This is a genomic window from Mycobacterium sp. (genome assembly GCF_044342925.1).
GTDB lineage: Bacteria > Actinomycetota > Actinomycetes > Mycobacteriales > Mycobacteriaceae > Mycobacterium.
Window position 1 is genome coordinate 1 of the sequence record NZ_JBIIOV010000005.1, and the last position, 21,793, is coordinate 21,793.

Annotated in this window: 18 protein-coding genes and 3 pseudogenes; 6 read left to right on the plus strand and 15 right to left on the minus strand. The window is 67.9% G+C overall.

Annotated features, from left to right (window positions below; all coding sequences use genetic code 11):
- A pseudogene (locus ADBZ6I_RS01315) lies at positions 1-310 on the minus strand (hypothetical protein); the annotation flags it as partial.
- 248 nt (positions 311-558) lie between these two features.
- Here ADBZ6I_RS01315 and ADBZ6I_RS01320 point away from each other — a divergent pair.
- Positions 559-834: a hypothetical protein gene (locus ADBZ6I_RS01320; RefSeq protein WP_526380092.1), complete on the plus strand. Its 276-nt coding sequence runs from the start codon at positions 559-561 to the stop codon at positions 832-834.
- A gap of 438 nt (positions 835-1,272) precedes the next feature.
- Here the strand turns inward: ADBZ6I_RS01320 and ADBZ6I_RS01325 are convergent, their stop codons facing one another.
- Positions 1,273-2,055 carry a bestrophin-like domain gene (locus ADBZ6I_RS01325; RefSeq protein ID WP_526380094.1) on the minus strand — a complete coding sequence of 261 codons (783 nt, stop codon included), beginning with the start codon at positions 2,053-2,055 and terminating at the stop codon, positions 1,273-1,275.
- 64 nt (positions 2,056-2,119) lie between these two features.
- Here ADBZ6I_RS01325 and ADBZ6I_RS01330 point away from each other — a divergent pair, with 64 nt between their 5' ends.
- The 3 genes from ADBZ6I_RS01330 to ADBZ6I_RS01340 are packed head-to-tail and all read left to right on the plus strand — an operon-like array spanning position 2,120 to position 5,816.
- On the plus strand, positions 2,120-3,352 hold the full coding sequence (locus tag ADBZ6I_RS01330) for an acetyl-CoA acetyltransferase (protein WP_526380096.1): 1,233 nt from the start codon (positions 2,120-2,122) through the stop codon (positions 3,350-3,352).
- A 14-nt stretch (positions 3,353-3,366) separates the two neighbouring features.
- Positions 3,367-4,884 (plus strand): carotenoid oxygenase family protein, encoded by a 1,518-nt coding sequence (locus ADBZ6I_RS01335; RefSeq protein WP_526380098.1) that lies wholly within the window; start codon positions 3,367-3,369, stop codon positions 4,882-4,884.
- 53 nt (positions 4,885-4,937) lie between these two features.
- On the plus strand, positions 4,938-5,816 hold the full coding sequence (locus ADBZ6I_RS01340; RefSeq protein ID WP_526380164.1) for a winged helix-turn-helix transcriptional regulator: 879 nt from the start codon (positions 4,938-4,940) through the stop codon (positions 5,814-5,816).
- Here the strand turns inward: ADBZ6I_RS01340 and ADBZ6I_RS01345 are convergent.
- The gene (locus ADBZ6I_RS01345) at positions 5,785-6,414 is read right to left on the minus strand and encodes an LpqN/LpqT family lipoprotein (RefSeq protein ID WP_526380100.1); all 630 of its coding nucleotides are present in this window, start codon (positions 6,412-6,414) and stop codon (positions 5,785-5,787) included. The genes ADBZ6I_RS01340 and ADBZ6I_RS01345 overlap by 32 nt on opposite strands.
- 49 nt (positions 6,415-6,463) lie before the next feature.
- Positions 6,464-6,877, minus strand: coding sequence for a hypothetical protein (locus tag ADBZ6I_RS01350; RefSeq protein WP_526380102.1), 414 nt, complete (start codon positions 6,875-6,877; stop codon positions 6,464-6,466).
- Between the two features lie 66 nt (positions 6,878-6,943).
- On the opposite strand from ADBZ6I_RS01350, the gene ADBZ6I_RS01355 reads away from it, so the two are divergent.
- Positions 6,944-8,668, plus strand: coding sequence for an NAD-binding protein (locus tag ADBZ6I_RS01355; protein WP_526380104.1), 1,725 nt, complete (start codon positions 6,944-6,946; stop codon positions 8,666-8,668).
- Here the strand turns inward: ADBZ6I_RS01355 and ADBZ6I_RS01360 are convergent.
- The 11 genes and pseudogenes from ADBZ6I_RS01360 to ADBZ6I_RS01410 all read right to left on the minus strand — a co-directional run bounded on the left by ADBZ6I_RS01360 (position 8,649) and on the right by ADBZ6I_RS01410 (position 20,996).
- Positions 8,649-9,225 (minus strand): annotated as a pseudogene (locus ADBZ6I_RS01360) (amidohydrolase family protein). The gene ADBZ6I_RS01355 and the pseudogene ADBZ6I_RS01360 sit on opposite strands and share 20 nt — an antisense overlap.
- Before the next feature lie 14 nt (positions 9,226-9,239).
- Entirely contained in the window at positions 9,240-9,716 is a 477-nt protein-coding gene (locus ADBZ6I_RS01365; RefSeq protein WP_526380106.1) for a type II toxin-antitoxin system Rv0910 family toxin, read from the minus strand.
- A gap of 30 nt (positions 9,717-9,746) precedes the next feature.
- Positions 9,747-9,986, minus strand: coding sequence for a hypothetical protein (locus tag ADBZ6I_RS01370; protein WP_526380108.1), 240 nt, complete (start codon positions 9,984-9,986; stop codon positions 9,747-9,749).
- Between the two features lie 70 nt (positions 9,987-10,056).
- The gene (locus ADBZ6I_RS01375; protein ID WP_526380110.1) at positions 10,057-12,495 is read right to left on the minus strand and encodes a cation-translocating P-type ATPase; all 2,439 of its coding nucleotides are present in this window, start codon (positions 12,493-12,495) and stop codon (positions 10,057-10,059) included.
- Entirely contained in the window at positions 12,492-14,069 is a 1,578-nt protein-coding gene (locus ADBZ6I_RS01380; protein WP_526380112.1) for a serine hydrolase domain-containing protein, read from the minus strand. Before ADBZ6I_RS01380 ends, ADBZ6I_RS01375 begins: the two co-directional genes overlap by 4 nt.
- Positions 14,066-15,232, minus strand: a complete 1,167-nt coding sequence (locus ADBZ6I_RS01385) for an MBL fold metallo-hydrolase (RefSeq protein WP_526380114.1) — start codon at positions 15,230-15,232, stop codon at positions 14,066-14,068. Before ADBZ6I_RS01385 ends, ADBZ6I_RS01380 begins: the two co-directional genes overlap by 4 nt.
- Positions 15,233-15,235: 3 nt before the next feature.
- Entirely contained in the window at positions 15,236-15,967 is a 732-nt protein-coding gene (locus ADBZ6I_RS01390; protein WP_526380116.1) for an enoyl-CoA hydratase, read from the minus strand.
- Positions 15,968-16,000: 33 nt separating this feature from the next.
- The gene (locus ADBZ6I_RS01395) at positions 16,001-16,486 is read right to left on the minus strand and encodes a GDP-mannose mannosyl hydrolase (RefSeq protein WP_526380118.1); all 486 of its coding nucleotides are present in this window, start codon (positions 16,484-16,486) and stop codon (positions 16,001-16,003) included.
- Positions 16,487-16,540: 54 nt separating this feature from the next.
- Positions 16,541-17,176 (minus strand): annotated as a pseudogene (locus tag ADBZ6I_RS01400) (phosphoribosyltransferase); the annotation flags it as partial.
- Between the two features lie 20 nt (positions 17,177-17,196).
- On the minus strand, positions 17,197-19,011 hold the full coding sequence (locus tag ADBZ6I_RS01405; protein WP_526380120.1) for an ABC transporter ATP-binding protein: 1,815 nt from the start codon (positions 19,009-19,011) through the stop codon (positions 17,197-17,199).
- A complete protein-coding gene (locus ADBZ6I_RS01410) occupies positions 19,008-20,996 on the minus strand; it encodes an ABC transporter ATP-binding protein (RefSeq protein ID WP_526380122.1) in 1,989 nt (662 codons plus the stop codon). Before ADBZ6I_RS01410 ends, ADBZ6I_RS01405 begins: the two co-directional genes overlap by 4 nt.
- Positions 20,997-21,081: 85 nt before the next feature.
- On the opposite strand from ADBZ6I_RS01410, the gene ADBZ6I_RS01415 reads away from it, so the two are divergent.
- A complete protein-coding gene (locus tag ADBZ6I_RS01415; RefSeq protein WP_526380124.1) occupies positions 21,082-21,792 on the plus strand; it encodes a response regulator transcription factor in 711 nt (236 codons plus the stop codon).
- The last annotated feature ends 1 nt before the right edge of the window (position 21,793 follow it).

Genomic DNA, 21,793 nt, shown 5'->3' on the forward strand with positions numbered 1-21,793 from the left:
CCTGCCGATAGCACTCGCGCACCGCTGCGCCGATCTCCGCGGATCGCGTGTGCGCGATCACCGCCGAGCATCGAGGACACGACCAAACCGATCCGCAGGTCATCAGCCCTTGATAGTGGGCGACCATCCGGCCATCAACCTCACGGCGCACGATCCGGACGCCCTGACCGTCGTCTGGATCTCCGACAGCGTCGTTGTGCAGCATTCGCCCACAGCAGCGCACGGCCTTTAGCGATGACGCCTGCCAGAGCATCGCCCGTGCACCCCATCGAATCCGGCGCCGTTCCGCCGAATCGACGACAGCCGCCACGTTGCTACTCGCGGCCGGGGTGAAGCAATAACTCTGAGTACTACCAAGAGCGCTCGCTTCGCTCGCGCGGTCGGCCCTCTGGCCCTCCGCGCCTGCGGCGCTCCGGTCCGCCGGGCCGCCGTGCCGGGCGTCGACCGTCAAGGTGTTCTCTAGGGTCATCACAGACCGCCCTCAACGCTGCAGCTGCCGACAGCGAGCGAACCGCATTCCCGACCACCCGCTCCTGATCCGCCGGATAAGATGCACCCGTGGCTACGTTGGAAGATCTTGAGGCGCGGGTCGCCGCTCTGGAGGCCACTCAGGCCGACTATCGAGCCGTGCTTGCCGCCGTTAACGCGCTTGGAGCCAACCAGCGAGAACTCGCCGAAGGGCAACGGCAACTCAAATCCGACGTGACCGCGCTCAAGGACGATGTCGCCGGGGTCAAGAACACTCTCGCAGACACCAACGCTCGTGTGCGCTCGATGGAAGAGGGCCAGGCCGAGATCAAGGACCTTCTGATCCGGGCGCTCGACAGCAAGTAGCGCCGACGACACGGCGAATACCCGCAATCTGAACGCGGATTCGTGCGAACGATCAGTGACGTAGTCATGTGCCCGCGGTAGAATTCGACCGCGCGCAAAAACGGTGGTTTGCATAAATCCTCCGTGAAGCCCCTTGGTTGCAGCCGAGGGGCTTCGCTCGTTTTCCGAGCCCGGAAACTAACGCTGATCTGTGGTCGGTGCTTGGTCGGTGGATCTGCGACACGCCGTGGTTTCGACTGGTGCCGGATGGCGTTAAATTGCCAGCTCAAAGCACCTTTTGAGGTCACCACTAGGAGACGTTGCAGGCTCTCCTAAAGCCGGTGTCGCAGGTTCGAATCCTGCCGGGGGCACTTATCGTTTTTGTACCGCTCGTCGACGGTTACACCCGCCGAGGTCCTATCGGTTCAGCTCAGAGCCGGCTGGGCCGTTCGCCGCTGCTCACCGCGCAAGGCTGTCGGCCAGCACGCGCAACGGCGCCAGCGTCATCCCCGAGCGCAGAGCGAACGGGAACGCCAGAGCGAGCACGACGGTCAGCGACAGCGCCGGTATCAAGCACCACACGTAGACGAATACCATCGTCGGGCGCCCGCCGGTCACCGTCGTAGTGCCCATGACGGCGGTCACGAGCACGGCCACGATCGCCAACAGCCCGGCCAGCGGCCAGGGAAGCGCGCGGTGGGCCACCGCCGACACCGACGCCGCCGACGAGACCAGGTTGGAACTGCTGGCGCGCAGGCTGGTGGCGCTGGGGTCGGCGTCCGGACCGTTCACATAGCCGTTGAGCGCGTCCTCGAAGTCGTTCAGCGCGGCCATCGAGGGCAGCGCTCCGGCATCACCCCTGGCCAGAAAGTTGGCGTCAGCGGTGGCTGCCGTCTCGGTGTACGCAGTGAGCTTGGCGGTCAGTGCGGCCGAGACGCCCGGGTCGGGGATGTTGCGCAGTTCCCAGGCCATCTGCTGGATGGCCGCCGACTGCTGCTCGACGGCGTTCTGGGCGGCGGTGACCGCACCCCAGCTCATCGAGATGGCGAAGCCGACGAAGAACGCGAAGGTCGCCGAGATACCGGTCAGCAGATTTTTCGCCTGGTCGACGAGTTCGTCGCGGGACTCGTCGCTGCAGTGCGCCCGCACCAGCCGACGCACACCGGCACTGACGGCGGAGAAGAAGACGAACAGCACCGCCGCGATCGCCAGTGGCGGCAGAGAAATGATCAGGGCTCTCACGCGCGCAAAGTATCAGCACGCGACCCGCCCCACCGCACTCTGTTAGTTGTAGTACGTTCGAAGGGTGACCGGAAACGTCTGGATTCTGGGCGGGTATCAGACCGATTTCGCCCGCAACCTCAACCGGGAGGGCCTCGACTTCGCGGCACTGGCGCGCGAGGTGGTCGATCAGACCCTCGCCGAAGCGATGATCGACGCCGCCGACATCGGTGTGGTGCATGTGGGCAACGCCTTCGGTGAGATGTTCGCCCGTCAGGGCCATCTCGGCGCCATGCCGGCCACCGTGCACGAGGGTCTGTGGGACACCCCCGCCACCCGCCACGAAGCCGCCTGCGCATCGGGCAGTGTGGCCGCCTTGGCGGCGATGGCCGATCTACGCGCCGGCAATTACCGAACCGCACTGGTCGTCGGACTGGAACTGGAGAAGACCGTTCCCGGCGACCTCGCCGCCGAGTATCTGGGTGCGGCGGCCTGGACCGGACACGAAGGCCAGGGCGCGAAATACATGTGGCCCTACATGTTCGATCAGGTGGCCGACGAATACGACCGCCGGTTCGGCATCGACGACACCCACCTGCGTGCCATCGCCGCGGTGAACCTGGCCAACGCCAAGCGGAATCCCAACGCCCAGACCCGTGACTGGACGGTGCCGGACCTCGCCGCCGTCGGCGACGACGACGAGGTGAATCCGCCGGTCGAGGGACGGATCCGCCGCTTCGACTGCAGTCAGATGACCGACGGCGGTGCCGGTGTTGTGCTGGTCAACGACGAGTTCCTGGCCGAGCATCCCGGGGTGCGGCCGATCGGGCGCATCGAGGGCTGGGGGCACCGCACCGTCGGGCTGGGACTACGGCAGAAGTTCGATCGTGCCGCGAAAACGGATCCAGCTAATCCCTATGTCCTCCCCCATGTTCGGGCCGCCGTGCAGGACGCCTTCACCCGGGCCGGTGTCGACCTCGACGCCCTCAGCGGATTCGAAGTCCACGACTGCTTCACCCCCAGCGAGTACGTGGCCATCGACCACATCGGCCTAACCGGGCCAGGCGAGTCGTGGAAGGCGATCGAGAACGGCGACATCGAGATCGGCGGCCGGCTGCCGATCAATCCCAGCGGCGGTCTGATCGGCGGCGGCCACCCGGTCGGAGCCACCGGCGTACGAATGATGCTCGATGCCGCCAAACAGGTCAGCGGCCTGGCCGGGAACTACCAGGTGGACGGCGCGCGCCGGTTCGGCACGCTCAACATCGGTGGAAGTACCGCCACCACAGTCAGTTTCGTCATCGGTTCGCCGGAGTAGTGAGAGGTCCCGCCATGGAGGTCGAAGTTGTCGGCAAGTTTCTGTCCACCCTGCCCGAGGATGATGACCATCCCTACCGCACCGGGCCGTGGCGGCCGCAGAACACCGAGTGGCGGGCCGACGACCTGACCGCGGTACAGGGCGAGATCCCGGCCGACCTCGACGGCATCTACCTGCGCAACACCGAGAACCCGCTGCATCCCGCGCTGAAGTTCTACCACCCGTTCGACGGCGACGGGATGCTGCACATCGTCGGCTTCCGGGACGGAAAAGCGTTCTACCGCAACCGGTTCGTGCGCACCGAGGGCTTCGAGGCCGAGCAGGAGGCCGGCGGCCCGCTGTGGCCGGGGCTGGCCGAACCGCCCGAACTGGCCAGAACCGACCACGGCTGGGGCGCCCGCACCATGCTCAAAGACGGTTCCAGCACCGATGTGGTGGTGCACCGCGGAACCGCGCTGACCAGTTTCTACCAGTGCGGCGACCTGTACCGCGTCGACCCGTACAGCGGCGAAACACAAGGCAAGGAGACCTTCAACGGCTCCTTCCCGACTCCCTGGGGTGTCTCGGCGCATCCGAAGGTCGACGACCGCACCGGCGAGATGCTGTTCTTCAACTACAGCAAGCAGGCGCCCTATCTGCACTACGGCGTGGTCAGTGCCGCAGGCGACCTGGCGCACTACGTCGACGTCCCACTGCCCGGTCCGCGACTGCCGCACGACATGGCGTTCACCCGGAACTACGCCATTCTCAACGACTTTCCCTTCTTCTGGGATCCGGAACTACTCCAACGCGGCGTGCACCTGCCCCGCTACCACCGCGACATGCCGTCGCGCTTCGCCGTCATCCCCCGCCGGGGCACAAGCGATCAAATCCGATGGTTCGAGGCCGACCCGACCTTCGTGCTGCACTTCACCAACGCCTACGAGGACGGCGACGAGATCGTGCTCGACGGTTTTTATCAGGGCCAACCGGATCCCGCTGACGACCCGACCGGCACCAAGTGGCAGCGGACATTCCGGTTCCTGGCCCTGGACCGGATGCAGACCCGCCTGCACCGCTGGCGGCTGAACCTCAAGACCGGCGCCTGCACCGAAGAGCCGTTGAGCGACACCATCTCCGAGTTCGGCATGATCAACGCCGCCCACAGCGGCGAGCCCTACCGCTACGCCTACGCGGCCACCGGCAAGCCGGGCTGGTTCCTGTTCGACGGACTGGTCCGCCACGACGTGGCGACCGGCAACGAGGAGCGGATCTCCTTCGGCGACGGCGTCTACGGCAGCGAGACGGCGATGGCTCCGCGGGTCGGAAGCCGCGCGGAGGACGACGGTTACCTGGTGACGCTGACCACCGACATGAACGACGACGCATCCTACTGCCTGGTGTTCGACGCCGCCCGCATCGCGGACGGGCCGGTGTGCAAACTCCAACTGCCCGAACGGATTTCCAGCGGCACCCATTCCACCTGGGTGGCCGGCTCAGAGCTGCGGCGCTGGCGCGAGACCGACGACGCCGCAGCCGCGGTCGGACTGTAGTGCGGCACCCTCCGGCGGCACTGCACGCCGGCGGCACCAACGCCATCGGCCGGATGCTGGGGCTACTCGGCGACGAATGGACCCTGCTGATCATCCAGCAGTCCGTACTGGGCGCGCGCCGATACGGCCACTTCGCGGCCCGGCTGCCGATATCCCATGCGGTGCTGACCAACCGGCTGCGGGTGCTGACCGATGCGGAGTTGCTGGTACACCGCGACGGCGAGTATCTGCCGACAGCGCGCAGCAGGTCGCTGTGGCCGCTGCTGATGCTCATCTGGGAGTGGGAGCGCACCTGGGTGCCCGACCACGCCGGTCTGCTTCCAGCCATGCGCCACACCAGTTGCGGCCAGGGCTTCTCCCCGGTGCTGCGGTGCGGCAGCTGTCAGCGCCCGGCGACGCCGGAGAACGTCGATCTGACGCTGGGGCCCAGCGGCGCGTGGGAACGGTCGGTGCCGGTGGCGTCGACCCGGCGACGCGCCGAAGGGCAGCCCGTCGCCGGCCAGGCCGGTCTGTTTCCCGAGACCATGTCGGTGCTCGGCAACCGGTGGGCGGCGGCGCTACTGCTGGCGTCGTTCCTGGGCACGACCCGGTTCACCGACTTCCAAGCGCAACTGGGCACTCCCCCCACCCTGCTGGCCGAGCGGTTGAAAACCTTCGGCGACATCGGGGTGCTGCACGGGCCCCCCACAACCAAGACGCAGCGCGGCGACTACCTGCTCACCGACAAAGGCCGGGCATTCCTCGGGGTGCTGCTGACCGCGGTCCAGTGGGCACACCGGTGGTTCGCCACCCCGGACGGACCGGCTGTCGTCGTCCGGCACACCGACTGCGGCCGACCGCTCACCGCCGAACTCGCCTGCGGCCGGTGCGGCCACCGGCTGATCGGCGCGGAGGTGACCGTCAGGCCGGCGGAAGGATCTGAAAGCCCTTGAGGATCTCCTCGGAGTCCTTCACATAGGTCGGGTTGTCGGCCTTGATGGTCTGCACTGTCACCGTCGCGACGTAGTTGGCGTCACCGCCGCGGTAGACCACGCCCAGTGACGTCGCCTTGCGCGGCGGAACGGGCGGAATCTTCTTGCCGAGCTTGAGTTCTGGGGTGGTGTAGCTCGACGACAGCGCCGGGGCGCCGCACACGCTGGTCGACGTGGACTGCACGTCGGTCAGGTTGAGCTTCTTGGCGAGCTGGTCGGTCTGCGCCTGCAGGATCTGCTCGGGCTTGCCCAGGTCGCTGTTCACCTTCTGCAGGGTCACCACCGCGTTGGGGGTGAACCCGTCGGCGGCCAGCCCGGGGCTGCGCAGCGCGAACCGGATCTGTTCGGAATCCATCTGGGTGCTGCGCTCCCAGCCTGCCGGCACCGGGATGCGCAGCTTGGGCTCCTGATCGGTGCGAGTGGGAACGTCGGTCAGCTGAGCCGACACGGTCTGGCATTTCTCCGAACTCGGCTTGTTGCCCGAGCACCCGGACACCAGCAGGCCGACGGCCAACCCCGCCACAACCGCCGCCTGGGCGGGCCCCATCACTGTGCGCATACCCATCCCTTCGAAACCCGCCACAGCCTACCGGCCCCGCGATGACCGCTCAGTGGTCGAGCAGCACCGTTGCCAGAGCCCAGACCGAACAGGCCAGCACAGCGACCACGCAGCCGACACCGACGTAGAACCCGTACCCGGCGGTCAACGGCGCAACCACGTTGGCGCGGAAGTACCACCACGTCAGGGCCGCGACGAGGACCGAAGTCACCACGGCAACGGCCGCTGCCGGGCGCTCGGCCAAACCCCGCGCCACCATCGCCCCCAGCACCAGCAGAACCGACGCCAGCAGCACGATCAGCTGACCGACCCCGAACCGGGCCGGCACCGAGATATCGCCGAAGGTGCCGCCGATGGCGCTGGCCCGCCCCCCACCGGGCGCGGTCAGCCAGGGCAGCCAGGTGGCCACCGACAGCCCCGCGGCGAACAGCGCGACCAGCCAGCCGGGGCGCAGACGTGCCATAACCCCAGACCCTAATCGCACCGTGACCTCCCACGCGCAGGCCGTGGTCGGCAGTAGCGTTTGCCCATGCGGGGACACATCATCGTGTGCGGGGACGATGCACTGGCGATGCGGATCGTCGACGAACTCGACGACGACGACCTGGCGGTGGTCCGCCTGAAGAGCCCGACGGCTCTGGACGCGGCCGGGGTGAGAACGGCGCACGCGGTGATCGCCGCCTCCGCCGACGATTCGGTCAATCTGGAGGTGGCGTTGCTGGCGCGGCACGCCAACCCTGAGGTCCGAGTGGTGGCACGGCTGTCCAACCGGGTGCTCTATCAGGCCATGAACGACAGCATCGGGGCCGGTGCCGTGCTCGACGTCGCCGATCTGGCCGCACCGTCGGTGGTCGAGGCGATGCTGGGCCGCACCGCGCACACCCTCACCGCCGGCGGGGTCGACTTCGTCGTCGCCAACGGCACCGCCGCACGGGACGGCACGCTTCGGCAGTTGTACGGCCGGCTGGCGCCGGTGGCGATCATCCGCGGCGACAAGTCACCCAACCCCGGGGAGATCGTCGCCTGCCCGCGCCTGGACGACGAGGTGTTCGAGGGCGACTCCACCACCGTCATGGGACGCGCGGAGGAGATCAGCGCCCAGGGCCTGCAGACCGGCGGCAGCGGGGAACCGCCCGTGCACCGATCCCCTCCGGTGCGGGCCTTCGACGGCGCCCGGGCGTTCCACGACGACGTCAACCCGATGTTCTACCGGGGCCTGGCCGTGGCTGGAACCTTGCTGGTGGTGTCCACGCTCATTCTGCGTTTCTCCTTCCAGCCGAGGATGGGATGGGTGGACGCACTGTCGTTCACCACCGAGACCATGACCACCGTCGGCTACGGCGATTTCGACTTCCTGGGCCAGCCGCTGTGGCTGCGGCTGTTCGGCGTCGTGCTGATGTTCAGCGGCATCGCCTTGATCTCGGTCAACGTCGCCTTCGTCGCCGATGTGCTGGTGTCCCGCCGGCTGGCGCAGGCCGCCGACCGCCAGCGGGTCAGTCACCTGCGCCAGCACTTCGTCGTCGTCGGCCTGGGATCGTTCGGGGTCCGCGTCGCCGCCATGCTCAAAGACTTCGGACACGCGGTCACCGTCATCGAACGCAACGAGGACAACCGGTATCTCTCCGCAGCCGCCGAAGCGAACGTCCCGGTGATCATCGGCGATGCGACGCTGCCGAGCACGCTGGCGGCGGCTCGTGCCGACCGCGCCCGCGCGGTGGCCGTATTGACCGAGGACGACATGGTCAATATCGAGACCGGCCTGGTCCTTCGGCAGCTGACGGGGTCCTCGCCGCAGTCGCGCACTCCGATCGTCCTGCGGATCTACGACAAAGCACTCGGCACGGCCGTCGGCCAGCGACTGGACTTCAACCACGTACGCTCCACCGCGGACCTGGCCACGCCGTGGTTCGTCGGTGCCGCGATGGGCTTGGACGTGGTGGGCACCTTCTCCGTGGGCCAGCAGTCGTTCATGGTGGGCGGGGTGGTGGTGGGCCCGGGCAGCGAACTGGACGGGATGCGCATCGCCGACTTGCCCATCCGGACCCGGGTGATCTCGGTCGTGAGCGGCAGCAGCGCACCGGATCTTTACCCACGCAGGGAAACCCGGTTCCGCGCAGGTGACACCGCCTACCTGGTGGGTCCGTACCACGATCTGCTCAGCATTCTGCGTAAGGGACAGATCGGCCACCCGGACAGGGCGCGGCCGCCGATGAACATGACCGACGGTCTGGGGCTCAGCGATCCGCTGCGCTGATACCGAGAACTCCTAAGGCGTTGCCTTTCAGAATCATTGCCAGCGTCTCCGGGTCGACGTCGAGGGTCTCGAAGTCCCGCCGCCACCGTTCCAGCGTGATGTACGGGTGATCGGTGCCGAACAACGCCTTGGTCCGCAGCTGCCGGCTGAGCGCCCGGACAAGTTGGGGCGGAAAGTATTTCGGCGACGAGTTCGTTGACCCGCCGCACCGCCGCGTCACCGGTCAACGGGTCGACGGAGCCGAACGGGATCAGCACGTCGTTGTTGCGGATGGTGCCCTCGATCAGCTCCTCGACCGAGTTGGGGACGTGCCCCGATGCGGTCCGGGCGTCGACGGTGAAGACCACCGCCGCGGTGTTGTTGCGGCGATACTGATCGGCGAGATCGTCGACCCGGGTGAAGTGATCGGGCCCCAGTTTGAAGTAGCGGCCGGTGGCCTCTGCCAGTTCCGGGTCATAGGCACACCCGCCCGCGGAGTCGATCTCCACGTGCGTGTGGATGTCGATCGCCGCCACCGCGCCGAAATCGATGCCGTACTCGTACCGGCTGGCGGTCATGTCCGTCCTGACCCTTACTGCGGAGCGAACGTCACCACGAAGCGGTCGAGTGACCGCTGAATGTCGCCGCGCAACGCCGCGGCCACGATCATGCCGACCGGCCCGAACAGGGCGGGGCCGCCGAGATGGACGTCCATAGTGACGACCGAGGCGGCCCCGTCCCCTTCGTTCGATCCGGTCCCTTCGCTGGTTCCGGCCTGGGGGCTGACCTTGCCGATCAGTTTGATCTTCACTCCGCCGACGCCGATGCCGTCGAGCGTCATCGACTGCGGCGGTTTGAAGCTGACGATGGTCCATTTGACCCGGTTGGCCATGCCCTTGACCTCGACGATGGACTCGACGACCGTGCCCTTGTCGAGAGTCTCGGGCAGCGTGGAACGCCAGACCCGGTGAATGGTCAGCCATTCCTTGTACCGGGACAGGTTGGAGGCGTGTTTCCACGCCTCCTCGGGAGATAGCGGAACGTCTACGGAAACCGAGACCTTCGCCATCTGTTACCGACCTTCTTTACTGGCCTTGTACTACTGGCCTTCGACCTTGTCGGCGGCACCCTCAGCGGCGCCCTTGACCTTGTCGGCGGCACCCTCAGCCGCTTCCTTGGCTTCGGCTGCCTTGTCGGCGACAGCGTCCTTGGCGTCGCCAGCCGCATCCTGCACCTTGTCGACGGTGTCGGCGACGGCATCCTTGCCCTGCTCGAAAGCATCCTTGGCCTTGTCGGCGAGGTTCTCGGCAGCTTCCTTGGCCTTGTCGAGGAACGACATATTTTCACCCTTTCCTGGTGACTTGGTGGAACGGGCGCCGTCCGTAGCGGGCGGCGGTCCCGCCGACAATTTACGCACCCTCGTCGGACCTCCGCCACAGCAGCCTAGGTTCGCCGAGGATACGGCCCTGGATCCACCACGACGCCTCGATCAACGCCGCAGCCACCAGGCCGATCAGCACCGCGGTGCCGGTGACCGCCGTATTGGACGGATCGAGCATGAATTTCTCCCGGGCCAGCGGCAGCGCGAAGATCAACAGGTAGGCCGCCGCGGAGACGGCCACCAGTGCGACCCGCCACCACTGGTAGGGCCGGGCCACCACCGCCAGCACCCACAACGCCCCGATCAGCAGGGTGATCAACGCCGCCGTGGAGGCCTGGGTCTGCTGCACCGCAGTGCCCAGCCGACCGGGGTAGGCGACCAGATAGGAGACGAACGTCGACAGCCCGACGATCGCCCCGGCGGGCAGCGCGGCGGTCATGACCCGGTGCACGAATCCGGTCTTGGCGCGTTCGTTGTTGGGCGCCAGCGACAAGATGAACGACGGGATACCGATGGTGAACCAGGCCGCGATGGTGACGTGGATGGGCTGGAACGGGTACAGCAGCGGATCGGAGTGCCCGAAATGGGAGATCAGTCCGGCCACCCCGACCAGCAGCGCCAGCAGCACCGAGTAAACCGTCTTGGTGAGGAATAGGTTGGAGACCCGTTCGATGTTGCCGATCACCCGCCGGCCCTCACCGACCACGTAGGGAAGCGTGGCGAACTTGTTGTCCAGCAACACGATCTGCGCCACCGCACGCGAGGCCGGGCTGCCCGAGCCCATCGCCACGCCGATATCGGCGTCCTTGAGGGCCAGCACGTCATTGACGCCGTCACCGGTCATGGCGACGGTGTGCCCGCGCGACTGCAGGGCGTGAACCATGGACCGCTTCTGGTCCGGCCGGACCCGGCCGAACGTGGTGTACTGCTCCATGGTGTCGGCCAGGGCATCGGGTTCGGTGGGCAATTCGCGGGCGTCGAGAGTTTCACCCTGCAGACCCAACGACCCGGCGACCGCACCCACCGACACCGCGTTGTCACCCGAGATGACCTTCACCGTGACCTGCTGGGAATCGAAGTACTCCAAGGTGTCCCGGGCGTCCGGGCGCACCCGCTGCTCCAGGACCACCAGGGCGACGGGAGTTACCAGGCCGGGCGCGTCGGGGGCGTCGACATCGGTGTCCGACGACCCGAGCAGCAGCACCCGCAGGCCCTGCGCACCGATCTCCTCGGCCCGGGCGGCCGCGGGTGTTCCCGGTTCGAGCAGAACGTCCGGGGCGCCGATCACCCAGTTGCCGTGCTCGCCGTAGGAGATGCCGCTCCACTTGGTGGCGGACTTGAACGGCGCCACCGCCGTCGTGGTCCAGCCGGGATCGTTCGGGTACGCCTCGGCGATGGCCTGCATGCTCGCGTTCGGCCGGGGGTCGTCGGCCGCCATGGCGGCAAGTACCGCGGCGATCTGGTCGTCGCGGACTTCGGCCAGCGTGGTGGTCTGCGCCAGTCGCATGCCGTTCTCGGTCAGTGTTCCGGTCTTGTCGGCGCACACCACGTCGACCCGGGCCAGACCTTCGATGGCGGGGAGCTCCTGAACCAGGCACTGGCGCCGGCCCAGTCGCACCACCCCGACGGCGAACGCGATGGAGGTCATCAGCACCAGGCCCTCGGGAACCATCGGCACCAGGGCACCGACCATCCGCAGCACCGAGTCCCGCCAGCCGCCACCGGTGAGGAACAGCTGGGTGTAGATGGTCAACAGCCCCGCCGGCAGGAGCAGATAGGTGATGAACTTGAGGATCTTGTTGATGCCATTGCGCAGTTCGGATTTCACCAGGGTGAACTTGCTGGCCTCCTCGGCCAGCCGGGCGGCGTAGGCCTCACGGCCGACTTTGGTGGCGCGGTAGGCGCCGCTGCCCGCGACCACGAAACTGCCCGACATCACCAGGTCGCCGACCGACTTGGCGATCGGATCAGCCTCACCGGTGAGCAGCGATTCGTCGATCTCCAGCGCCGACGCTTCCAGCAGTTCACCGTCGACGACGATCTGATCGCCCGGGCCGAGTTCGATCACGTCATCCAGCACCACCTGGTTGGGCGGGATTTCGACCCTGCCCGACGCGCGGCGCACGGCGGGCTTCGCCTGCCCGACGATGGCCAGCTTGTCCAACGTCTTCTTCGCGCGCAGTTCCTGAATGATGCCGATGGCGCTGTTGGCGATGATCAGCAGGCCGAACAGCCCGTTGATCAGCGAACCGGTGGCCAGCACGATCGCGAACAGCACACCGAGAATGGCATTGATCCGGGTGAGGACGTTGGCGCGGACGATCTCGCCGACGCTGCGCGAGGCCCGGCTGGGTACGTCGTTGGTCTTGCCGTCGGCGACCCGGGCGGCGACCTCGGCGTCGGTCAGTCCGGTGACGATGCTCAAGCTCACGGGTGGTTCTTCTAGCTCATCGCGCAAGCGGCTCATCGCGAAAAAGTCCCCATCTTGTCCTGGTCGAAGTACTCCAGCGTCAGCCGGTCGCCGTTGAATGTTGCTCGGGAAACGCTTCCGGGCGGAGCGTTTTCGGTGACCGGGCTGAAGGCGAACATGTCACCGTCCCAGTGCGTAAGCGGGTAGGTCATCGGGCGCGGCCCGAGTGACAGTGTCAAGGCGTCGTCCCGGACGGTCACCTTCGCCGGTCCCCAGTAGTCGTTGGCGTAGGTGCCCGCGTAGGACTGCAACGGACGCGACGGCACGGAGTCGGCGGGGGGCTGCTTGCCGGCCAGTTCGCCGAACGGCCGGTCCATCCCGGCGAAGGCGCCGGCGTACAGCGTGCGCCAGTCCTGTCTGACCTGACCGAACTGGACGAGGTCGGAGAACTCGGCGGTGAGCGTCTCAGGCACCCCGACCGGAGCGGAGTTGGTCAGGACGACGATGGCGACGTCGGCGGAGGGAATAATGACGAAATTGGTTGCCGCACCGAGCTCGAAGCCACCGGAGTGGCTGAACTGCATCCGGGCCGCCGCCGAGGTGCCGATGTTGACGCCGTACCCGTAGAACCCCGACCGCATGGCCGGCTCGCTCGGCGGGCTGGACACCATCTGCGGCGTCAGCGCGGACAGCAGCGCAGACGGTTCCACGATCTGGGCGCCGTCGTAACTGCCGCCCGCAAGCATCATCGTCAGCCAGCGCGTCATGTCGTTGAGCGAGGAACTGACCCCGCCCGCCGGCGACTGCGCATCGGCGTCGCGGGTGTAGCGCGGTTGGTAGCGAGCCCCCTGATCAGTGGGGACGAGGACATGGCCGACGGCCCGGTTGGGCCGGCTCTGGTAGTCCGCGAAGCGGGAACTGGTCGACACCATCCCCAGCGGGCGGTAGAGCACCTGCTCGCTGAGGTCCTCCCAGGGTTTACCGGCGGCGGCGGCCACCGCCTCGGCTGCGGCGGTCACCCCGAAGTTGGTGTAGGCGTAGGACGTTCGAAACGGAGCCAGGGGCAGCCGGCGCAGGCGTTCCAGGACTGCGCGGCGGTCATAGCCGAGGTCCTCCAGCAGGTCACCGGCATGGTCGGGCAGCCCGGACCGGTGCGCGAACAGATCGGCGACGGTGAGCATCCCGGTCGCCGCCGGGTCGGACAGCGCGAACCATGGCAGGTGAGCGGTGATCGGGGCATCCCAGCCGAGGTCGCGGATACCGACCTGGTGGGCCACCACGGTAGCGGCGACGGGCTTGGACAACGAGGCCAGCTGGAAGACGGTGTCCGGGTCGACCTTGTCGGACGCACGGGTGTCCCGCACGCCGAAGCCCTTGGCGTACAACGTCTTCCCGCCGTGCACCACTGCCACCGCCATCCCCGGAATGCCGGCGGACGCCATCAGCTCAGCGGCGATGCCGTCGAGCTTGGCGACGGCGTTGTCAACGGCGTTGTCCGGCAACGGCATCGCGACGGCCAGTTGCGGCGGCTCGCCTGGTTGAGGCAGCGAAGCCGGACCGGTAACGGTGCCGCCGCAGGCGGTGAGTGCGAGCAGGGCCGCGAACACCGGAACGCGCCGGGCAAGCGTCAAAACCGCCACCACGGTTCGACCGCGGCCGGATCGGCGGTGCCGGGTGCGCCCGGCACCACCCGGCCGCCCGGCTTGGGCACCGCGATGTCGACTCCGGCGTCGGTGGCCGCCGCGACCAGGCGGTCGGCCGGCTCTCCCCAGGGGTGGGGTGCCAGGCGGAAGGTGCACCAGTGGATCGGCACCAGCAGACCGCCGCCGTCGGGGTTGACGTCGCGATGCGCGCGCACCGCCTCCTCGGGGTTCATGTGGATGTCCGGCCACGACTTGTTGTAGGCGCCGATCGGCAGCAGCGTCAGATCGAACGGTCCGTGCTGGGCGCCGATGTCGGTGAAACTGGCGGTGTAGCCGGTGTCCCCGCCGAAGTAGGCGCGGTGCTGCGGACCGGCGATCGACCACGACGACCACAGCGTGTTGTTGCGGGACAGGAATCGGCCCGAGAAGTGCCGGGCGGGAAGGCAGGTCAGGACTAGGTCATCGATGCTGTAGCTCGACCCCCAGTCCAGTTCCACCACGCGGGAGGCGGGGATGCCCCACTCCCGCAGATGCGCCCCCACCCCCAGCGCCGTGACGAACACCGAACGCTGGGTGCGGGCCAGTTGCCGCACGGTGTCCATGTCCAGATGGTCGTAGTGGTCGTGGCTGATCAGCACGGCATCCAGCGCGGGTAGCCCCTCCAGCGGCAGCGGCGGCGGGTGCATGCGCTGCGGTCCCAGGGTGCGCGACGGCGAACAGCGCTGCGCCCAGACCGGGTCGGTGAGTATCCGGTAACCGTCGATCTCGACCAGCGCGGTGGCATGCCCCAACCAGGTCACCGACAGCGGTTCGGAGCCGACCAGGGTGGGCGGATCGGCAAGCGGGACCGCCTTTTTGGGCCGGCTGTGCGAACCGTTGGAGAACATCTCGAACAGGACCAGGCGGTTCTCTTCGGCGTCGATCTTGATCGAGGCGGACGGTTCGAGATTGTGAAAGACCCCGCCGCGGTAATTCGGTGAGCCCTGGGCAGCCCGGCTGATAGCCGCCGGGCTGGCGCCCAGCGCGGCGGGTGCGTCGTGAAAGGCCTTGAGCGCCCACCCGCCGGCCGCCAGCGAGGCGGTTCCAGCGGCCAGTCGCACCGTGGCCTTGCCGCCGGGCAGCAGCGCGGAGAAGTCAGGCAAATCAGGCATGATTCAGGCCCCCTGGAACCTCGCGGCGCGCTTCTCGATCCGGGCGACCTGAGCCTCGATCACGTCGTGACTGCTCCACGCCCGGTCGAAAAGGCTCTTGTGCACCTCGCCCTGCTCCTCGTACGCGCCGTCGTCGTTGAGCACACGCTTGGAGTGCCGCAGAGACAGCGGGGCGAACCCGGCGATCTCAGCGGCCCAGGCCTGCGCATCGGGCAGATTGCCGATCCGGTTGGCCATCCCGGTCATCAGGGCGGCGTCGGCGTCCAGCTTCTCGGCGGCCAGCAGCATGGCCCGGGCTCGTCCGTATCCGGCGAGCGAAGCCAGCCGCCGGATGCTCCAGTTGTCCAGGGCCAGGCCGTATCTGGCGATCGGGAACTGGAAGTAAGCACCCGGCGCGACCACCCGCAGGTCGCAGACCATGGCCAGCTGGACACCCGCACCGATCGCCGGGCCATTGATGGCGGCGATCACCGGAACCGGAACGGCGTCGATGGCCTTGTTCAGGGCGATGGCCTTGTCCGGGAAGTCCGCCGCGAACACATCGCCGGAAAGGTCCGCACCCGCGCAGAAGACGGTGCCCGACCCGGTCAGCACGATGGCGCGGACATCGTCGGCGGCGGCTTTTTCCACCGCGTCACGCAGCGTGTCGACGAGTTCGGAGTTCAGTGCATTGCGCCGTTCCGGGCGCTGGAGCTCGATGGTTGTGACATCACCGACTCGCTCGATACCGATCATGGGAGACCAGCCTACTGTCCGGTTACCGCGGGACTATTGACCGGTTTGTGGGACGAGCCGCCGCTGGGGCTCGAAGAATTGCTTCGTATTCGGGTGAACGTCCGGACTGTTCTGTATCTCGTCGACGTCCATCCACTGAAACCGCCCGTGTTGTCCGCCAGGCAGCGCGAGCGACGCGGCGTCCAGGTGCAGCTGGAACCCGATCACGATGTAGTGCGTGCTCACACCAGGGACGTCGAGCGCATTGTCGTCGTAGAAGTGCTCGTAGATGCCGAGAAGATTCGCCTGCTCCCGGGTAGTAACACGCCCCAACTCCGCCTGTGAGATACGAAGGAACGCGTCGTCGAGACGCTCGTCTTTGTAGATCCGTCCCCCCGGCACGAACCAGAACCCGCGCGCTGGGCGGTTGAGACGCTGCCCGAGCAGGACACGCCCGTTCTCGTCCCGGACGACCAGATCGATGCTGATGAGCGGCGCACAGTGAAGGACGTGTGCGAAGTCGTCGCTGGACAGGAACATGACCTCTCGATGGTAGCGATGCGCCGGGAACAACGAGGACCGGTGCGCCTAGGACCGGTGAGCCGCCGCGAGCAGCGCGCAGACCTGTTCGTCAGAGGTCTGATCGAAGTCGTCGTAGCCCTGCCCGACGGCCTGAAATCCCGGTGGAGCACCCAGGCACACCACGTCGTCGGCGACGGTCTGTAGGTCGGCGACGGTGTCGGCGGCCCCGATCGGCGCGGCGAGCACCACCGTTTCAGCCCCGTGGGCCCGCGCGACCAGCGCGGCGGCCCGAGCAGTGGCACCGGTGGCGAATCCGTCGTCGACGATCAGCGCCACCCGGCCGGCCACCGGCACCCCAGGCCGGCCACCGCGGTAGGCGTCCACCCGCCGGCGAAGTTCAGACCGCTCGGCGTCTTCGACGGCGGCGATGTCGGCAGCGCTCAGACCGATCCGGCGCAGCATCGCCTCGTTGAGAACCCGGACACCGCCCTCGCCGATCGCACCGAAAGCCAGCTCCGGCTGGAACGGAACCCCGAGCTTTCGAACCACCAGAACGTCCAGCGGCGCGCCCAGTGCGGTGGCCACCTCATAGGCCACCGGAATTCCCCCGCGAGGCAGGCCGAGCACGACGACATCCCGGTCCCGGTACTTGTGCAGTCCCGCCGCCAGGTGACGGCCGGCGTCGGCCCGGTCGGCAAAACGCGTCATAGCCCCGATTCTCCGCGTCTCTACGCCAGTGAGTCGATCCAGACGCGGTGCAGCACCGCGTAGCGCCCACCCGCTCCGATCAGGTCGGACGGTGTGCCGTCCTCAACGATGCGACCGCGTTCGAGGACCAGCACCCGGTCGGCGATCTCGACGGTCGACAACCGGTGGGCGATGATCAGCGCGGTGCGGCTGGCCAACACCGTCCCCAGGGCACGCTGCACCATCCGCTCGCTGGGCACGTCCAGCGATGAGGTGGCTTCGTCGAGGATCAGCACGGCGGGGTCGGCGAGAAAGGCCCGGGCGAATGCCACCAGCTGGCGCTGGCCGGCCGATAGCCGGCTGCCACGCTTGGCGACGTCGGTGTCGTACCCGTCGGGCAGCGCGGCGATGAACTCGTCGGCGCCGACCGCCGCGGCGGCGGCCCGCACCTGTGCGTCGGTGGCCTCCGGCCGGCCGAACCGGATGTTGTCAGCCACCGTTCCGGAGAACAGGAAGTTCTCCTGGGTCACCATCACCACATGCCGGCGCAATTCGCTCTGCGACAGTCTGCGCAGTTCGACGCCGTCGAGGCTGACCGATCCGGAGCCCGGGTCGTAGAACCGGGCGATCAGCTTGGCGATGGTGGTCTTACCTGCGCCGGTGGTACCGACCAGCGCGATGGTCTGGCCGGCCGGCACGGTCAGGTTCATCCCGGACAGCACCGGATGGTCGGGCAGGTAGCCGAAGCAGACGTCGGCCATGGTGATGTCGCCGCGGACCGCCGGAAGGTGCACCGGCCGGGGCGGGTCGGCGATACGCGGCTGTTCGGCCAGCACACCGGCGATCTTCTCCAGCGCCGACGACGCCGACTGGAAGGTGTTGAAGAACTGCGAGATCTCCTGCATCGGTTCGAAGAACATCCGCAGATAGAGCAGAAACGCCGTCAGCGTGCCGATGGTCATCTGGCCGTGCAGGACCCGGTACCCGCCGTAGAGCAGCACCCCGGCGGTGGTCAGGTTGCCGACCAGTTTCACCGCGGGCATGAAGATCGCCAGCAGCCGGAAGGTGCGTTCGTTGATGTCGCGGTAGCCGTCGGCCACCTCGTCGAAGATCTCCTGGTTGCGGGGTTCGCGGCGGTATGCCTGGACGGCCTTGATGCCCGTCATCGTCTCCACGAACTGCACGATCACCAGCGCCGCGCTCTCCCGGACCTTGCGGTAGGTCTTCGCCGACTCTCCCGCGAACCAGCGGACCAGCAGCACCAGCACCGGGAACGCCGCCAGACACATCAGGCCGAGTCGAAAGTCCAGTACCACCAACAGGATCGCGGTGCCGCCCAAGGTGAGCACCGCGGTGAGCAGGCTGTCGAACCCGGTCTCCAGCATGTCCTGGATGGCGTCGACGTCGTTGGTGGAGCGGCTGACCACCCGGCCGGAGGTGTAGCGGTCATGGAAGGCGACGTCGAGGCGGCCGAAATGCCGGAACAGCCGACGGCGAAGTTCCAGCAGCACCCGCTGTCCGATACGGCCCGACGCGTTGAGGAACACCAGCCGGGTGACCGCCTGCACGGCCACCAGCCCGCACAACGCGATCACCACCACCATCAGCTCGCCGGCCGAGCCGCCGGCCAGCAACGGCGGGATCGCATGGTCGATTCCGCGCTTGACCAGAAGCGGAATCGCAAGGCGCGCAGCATTTTCCGCGACAACCACCACGGCCAACACGGCCAACACCATCCGGTAGGGCCGCAGCAGGTTGGCCAGTAGCGCCCGGGCCTCACGCCGCCGCGGCACTGTCTCGTCCACCGGCAGGTCGGCCTGCTCGTCGAGCCGCCCGCGCCACAGCGGGTCAGTCACCGCGAACCTCCCTCGGAGGCCGCGTAGCCGGCCGGGCGCCTGCCTGCTTGACGCTCCTGGAGCTCCTCCTCGCCGAGATCCCGCATGCGGCGGTGATCGGCGTCGTCTTCCCACACGGGCCGGGGCTCGAACCCGTCGTCGAGTTCGTCGTCGGCGGCCAGCAGGTAGCGGTAACGCGGCACTCCCGCCAGCAGTTCCTCGTGGGTGCCGACGTGGGTGACGGTGGCCGGACCGTCGCCGCCGTCGGCCCAGTCGAGCAGCGCGACCCGGTCGGCCAACAGCACCGTGGAGGCGCGGTGGGCGACGACGATCGCCGTCACACCGGCCAGCGCCTCCCGCAGCGCCTCGGTGACCACCGCCTCGGTGTGCACGTCGAGAGCCGACAGGGTGTCGTCGAGCACCAGCACCCGCGGCCGGGCCAGGATCGCCCGCGCCAGCGCCAGACGCTGCCGCTGACCGCCGGACAGGCTCATACCCTGCTCCCCGATCCGGGTCTGCAGGCCGAAAGGCAGCTCGTAGACGAACTGCGCGGCAGCGATGTCGACGGCGCGACGCACCTCGTCATCGGCGGCGTCCGGCCGGCCGAGTCGCAGGTTCTCCTCCACCGACATGGAGAACAGCGTCGGGTCCTCGAACGCCACCGCCACCGCGCCGCGCAACGCCGGCAGACTCAGCTCACGGACGTCGATCCCGTCCAGCCGGATGACGCCCTCGGTCACGTCGTACAGCCGCGGCAGCAGCGCGGTGAGCACCGACTTGCCCGCGCCGGTGGCACCGACCAGCGCCAGCGTCTCCCCCGATTCGACCGTCAACGTGAGGTGGCGCAGCACCCAGCTTCCTGCCGTGCCCGAACCGTCCGTGGCGGGGAACCGAAACCCGACGTCGTCGAAGTCCAGCCGGCCACCACTCGGTGCGGCCGGCCGCGGGCCGTCGGTGATTTCGGTTGGGGCGTCGAAGACCTCAGCGATCCGGTTCGCGGCGGTCATCGACTCCTGGACCATCGACAGCAGGAAGCCCAGGGACGCGATCGGCCAGACCAGAGACAGCATCATGGTGATGAAGGCCACCAGTGTCCCCAGCGTCACCAGCCCGTGGCCGACGGCGTACGCGCCGAACCCGAGCACGATGATCAGGGTGACACTGGGAATGACCTCCAGCAGCGTCCAGAACCGCGCTGAGACCGCCACCTTCTGAATCTGGGTTTCGTAGAGCCGGCTCGCCTCCCGGTCGAACCGCTCGTAGACGTAGTCCTCACGGCCGAACGACTTCACCGCGCGCACCCCTAGCGCGGCCTCCTCGACGTGGGTGGCGACGTGGCCCGCCTGATCCTGGGCCGCCCGCGAGAGGGTGGTGAACCGGCGCTCGAAGTGCAGCATGGTCAGCGTCACCGGCACCACCGAGACTGCCACCACCACCCCCAGTGGCCAGTACATCGCCAGCAGGATGGCGGTCACCACGATGATCTGCAGGGTGTTGAGCATGAGAAACACCAGCCCGAACGACAGCAGCCGGCGAATCGTGTTCAGGTCGTTCATGATCCGCGACAGCAACTGCCCGGATTGCCAGCGGCCGTGGAACGACATCGGCAGGATCTGTAGCCGCGCGTAGAGGTCCTTGCGGATGTCGGCCTCCACGCCCATGGTGGCGCGGGCGACCAGCCAGCGGCGGATGAACCAGAGCACCGCCTCGGCGACGCCGACGGCCATCGCAGCCGAGCCCAGCACCCACAGTCCGTGCGGATCCCGGTTGCGCACCGGTCCGTCGATCACCGCCCTGGTCATCAGCGGGATGGCGACGGTAGCGGCCAGACTGACGATCGCGATCACGATCATCGCGATCCAGCGCGCCCGATAGGGCTGAAGGTAGGGCAGCAGACGCAGCAGGTCGGTCAGCCCGCGGACGCGCTGGGGACGGGCGGCGATGGACACCGCGCGGCGACTGTCCACCACCGTCAGTGCCTCCTCGGTGCTATTCGGGCCCCGCATGATCGTGCTACTCGGGCGTACCCGCGTGATCCTGGCACGGCCACGCCTAACACTCCTATACCCGCACATCCGGCACTATGGGGGCATGGACAGCGCTTTGGCCTCCGGTGCGGCGCCGCGTGTGCTCGTGGTCGACGACGACCCCGACGTGCTGGCATCGCTGGAGCGCGGGCTTCGGCTGTCCGGTTTCGAGGTATCCACCGCCGTGGACGGCGCCGAGGCGCTGCGCAGCGCCACCGAGACCCGGCCGGACGCGATCGTGTTGGACATCAACATGCCGGTACTCGACGGGGTGAGCGTGGTCACCGCGCTGCGCGCCATGGACAACGACGTGCCGGTCTGTGTGCTCTCGGCCCGCAGCTCGGTCGACGACCGGGTGGCCGGCCTGGAGGCCGGTGCCGACGACTACCTGGTCAAGCCCTTCGTGCTGGCCGAACTGGTGGCCCGGGTCAAAGCGCTGCTGCGCCGCCGCGGCGCCACGGCCACGTTCTCCTCGGAGACCATTCAGGTGGGCTCGCTGGAGGTGGACATCCCCGGCCGGCGCGCCCGGGTCAACGGCCTCGACGTCGACTTGACCAAGCGGGAGTTCGACCTGCTGGCGGTGCTCGCCGAGCACAAGACGGCGGTGCTCAGCCGGGCGCAACTTCTCGAACTGGTGTGGGGCTACGACTTCGCCGCCGACACCAACGTCGTCGACGTCTTCATCGGCTATCTGCGCCGCAAGTTGGAAGCCGGCGGCGCGCCCCGGCTGCTGCACACGGTGCGTGGAGTCGGCTTCGTCCTGCGAACGCAGTGAC

Excerpts from the sequence above, each read along its gene's own strand:
- ADBZ6I_RS01335 (WP_526380098.1), top strand. The coding sequence starts at position 3,367 with ATGGAGGTCGAAGTTGTCGGCAAGTTTCTGTCCACCCTGCCCGAGGAT.
- ADBZ6I_RS01340 (WP_526380164.1), top strand. The coding sequence starts at position 4,938 with ATGCTGGGGCTACTCGGCGACGAATGGACCCTGCTGATCATCCAGCAG.
- ADBZ6I_RS01345 (WP_526380100.1), bottom strand. The coding sequence starts at position 6,414 with ATGCGCACAGTGATGGGGCCCGCCCAGGCGGCGGTTGTGGCGGGGTTG.
- ADBZ6I_RS01350 (WP_526380102.1), bottom strand. The coding sequence starts at position 6,877 with ATGGCACGTCTGCGCCCCGGCTGGCTGGTCGCGCTGTTCGCCGCGGGG.
- ADBZ6I_RS01355 (WP_526380104.1), top strand. The coding sequence starts at position 6,944 with ATGCGGGGACACATCATCGTGTGCGGGGACGATGCACTGGCGATGCGG.
- ADBZ6I_RS01365 (WP_526380106.1), bottom strand. The coding sequence starts at position 9,716 with ATGGCGAAGGTCTCGGTTTCCGTAGACGTTCCGCTATCTCCCGAGGAG.
- ADBZ6I_RS01370 (WP_526380108.1), bottom strand. The coding sequence starts at position 9,986 with ATGTCGTTCCTCGACAAGGCCAAGGAAGCTGCCGAGAACCTCGCCGAC.
- ADBZ6I_RS01375 (WP_526380110.1), bottom strand. The coding sequence starts at position 12,495 with ATGAGCCGCTTGCGCGATGAGCTAGAAGAACCACCCGTGAGCTTGAGC.
- ADBZ6I_RS01385 (WP_526380114.1), bottom strand. The coding sequence starts at position 15,232 with ATGCCTGATTTGCCTGACTTCTCCGCGCTGCTGCCCGGCGGCAAGGCC.
- ADBZ6I_RS01390 (WP_526380116.1), bottom strand. The coding sequence starts at position 15,967 with ATGATCGGTATCGAGCGAGTCGGTGATGTCACAACCATCGAGCTCCAG.
- ADBZ6I_RS01395 (WP_526380118.1), bottom strand. The coding sequence starts at position 16,486 with ATGTTCCTGTCCAGCGACGACTTCGCACACGTCCTTCACTGTGCGCCG.
- ADBZ6I_RS01410 (WP_526380122.1), bottom strand. The coding sequence starts at position 20,996 with ATGCGGGGCCCGAATAGCACCGAGGAGGCACTGACGGTGGTGGACAGT.
- ADBZ6I_RS01415 (WP_526380124.1), top strand. The coding sequence starts at position 21,082 with ATGGACAGCGCTTTGGCCTCCGGTGCGGCGCCGCGTGTGCTCGTGGTC.